Genomic DNA, 1,708 nt, shown 5'->3' on the forward strand with positions numbered 1-1,708 from the left:
CTGCGTTGATAAGGGCGGCGCCGATCCCCTTGCCGCGCACATCCGGGTCGGCGAACAAATCCTGCAGATAGCAGTTGTTTTTCTCCGACCAGCCGGAGCGGTGGTACAGGAAGTGCGTGAGACCGACCGCCTTGCCGTCCAGTGTGGCGATGAAGCCTTTTGGCTCGAATTCGCCCGGAGTGAACAGCCGCTTCCAGGTGACGGCGTAGACCTCTTCCGGCAGCTTCGTCTCATAGAAGGTGAGATAGTCGGTCCACAGGCGCCGCCAATCGGCGTGGTCGGACTGCGCGAGCGGGCGGACGATTATCTCGGACATTTCGTTCCCTCTGAAGTCTGGAACCCGATCCATACCAATAGAATCGGGATCAGGAACACCCTTGCCTATTCGGCAGGCGAATTATATTCGCGAAAAGCGGTCGCGAGCATGTGCAGCGCCTCCCGCGCCCGCGGCGGCAGAGCGTGCGACTGCAAAACGATCTCGGACGGGGGAATTGGTGGCAGGCCGAGTTTGCGGCCCACCTCGATCAAGCCCGGGGGCACAACCCGGTAAGCGAGGGCGGAAAGGGCAAAGCCCGCCGATACCGCGATGTTGACGGCAGCGCCGCCGCCGCCGACGAAAGCCTCATTCCAGGCGATGCCTGCCCGGTCCAGCGCTTCGACCGCTCTCATACGGTCCGGGCAATTGCATCTGGTGCTTAAAAGAGCCAGGCGCAGGGGCGTGCCTGGTCGCCATTCGAAGCCAGGTGCCGCGAACCAGCCATAGTGGGTGCGCGACAAAGCTTCACCGCGTCGACTGTCATCTTCCTGGTGCACAATCACCGCATCGAGTTCGCCGCGATCGAAAGCTTCTTCCAGCATGGAGCTGGTATCGATCCGTATGTTGAGCGCGAGCGACGGATCGTGGGCATGAAGCTGGGCGATCAGCGTGGAAAGCTCAGGCCCCGCGACATGATCGACGAAGCCGAGCGCAAGCCGACATGGCGCCGCGGAAAATTCCGCGACGGCGCGTTCATGGGCGGCAAGGAATTCGCGGGCCACGGGCAGGAAGACAGCCCCCCTTTCCGACAGTGCCACGCGGCGCGGGGTTCGTTCGATCAAACGTGCGCCGAGCTTTTCCTCGAGCCGCCGCAACTTGACGCTGATCGTCGCCTGGGTGCTGCCAAGTGCTGCAGCCGCCCGGGTGAAGCTCTGCAGGTCGGCCACCATGACGAAAGTGCGCACGGCATCGACATCGAGACTGGCCATCTCCGTCATTCCATTTTGTTATCTCTGAAATAGAAATGCATAGTCTTTTTTCATAGTAAAGCCTCGTCTATGTCATCTCGACCGCAGTTTGAAGAGCCAGCCCGGTTCCAGAATGCTTCGACAGAAAGTGATCGACATGACGTTTCAAATCGACCGAAACACCGTTGCGCTTGCCGGGGCCTGCCTTGCCTCGCTGCTGTTCGGCCTCGAAATCTCCAGCGTCCCGGTGATCCTTCCGAAACTGGAAAGCGTGCTCGCCGCCGACTTCAAGGATCTGCAATGGATCATGAACGCCTACACCATTGCCTGCACCACGGTGCTGATGGCGACAGGAACGCTGGCCGACCGCTTCGGCCGCAAACGGGTGATGGTGATCGCCACCATCGCCTTCGGGCTGGCCTCACTGCTGTGCGGCCTCGCGCCGAGCGCTTCGCTCCTCATCATTGCACGCTTCCTGCAAGGC

At 61.2% G+C, this 1,708-nt stretch carries 3 protein-coding genes; 1 reads left to right on the forward strand and 2 read right to left on the reverse strand.

Annotated elements, in window-relative coordinates; all coding sequences use genetic code 11:
- On the reverse strand, positions 1–316 hold a 316-nt coding region (locus EN969_RS29975), incomplete at its 3' end, for a GNAT family N-acetyltransferase (RefSeq protein WP_164758621.1).
- A 65-nt stretch (positions 317–381) separates the two neighbouring features.
- On the reverse strand, positions 382–1,221 hold the full coding sequence (locus tag EN969_RS29980) for a LysR family transcriptional regulator (protein ID WP_335919132.1): 840 nt from the start codon (positions 1,219–1,221) through the stop codon (positions 382–384).
- 160 nt (positions 1,222–1,381) lie between these two features.
- Here EN969_RS29980 and EN969_RS29985 point away from each other — a divergent pair.
- The coding region (locus EN969_RS29985) for an MFS transporter (RefSeq protein ID WP_127419674.1) at positions 1,382–1,708 on the forward strand (327 nt) is incomplete at its 3' end.

This window comes from Mesorhizobium sp. M7A.F.Ca.CA.003.01.2.1 (assembly GCF_003998945.1).
GTDB classification, from domain to species: Bacteria; Pseudomonadota; Alphaproteobacteria; order Rhizobiales; family Rhizobiaceae; genus Mesorhizobium; species Mesorhizobium ciceri.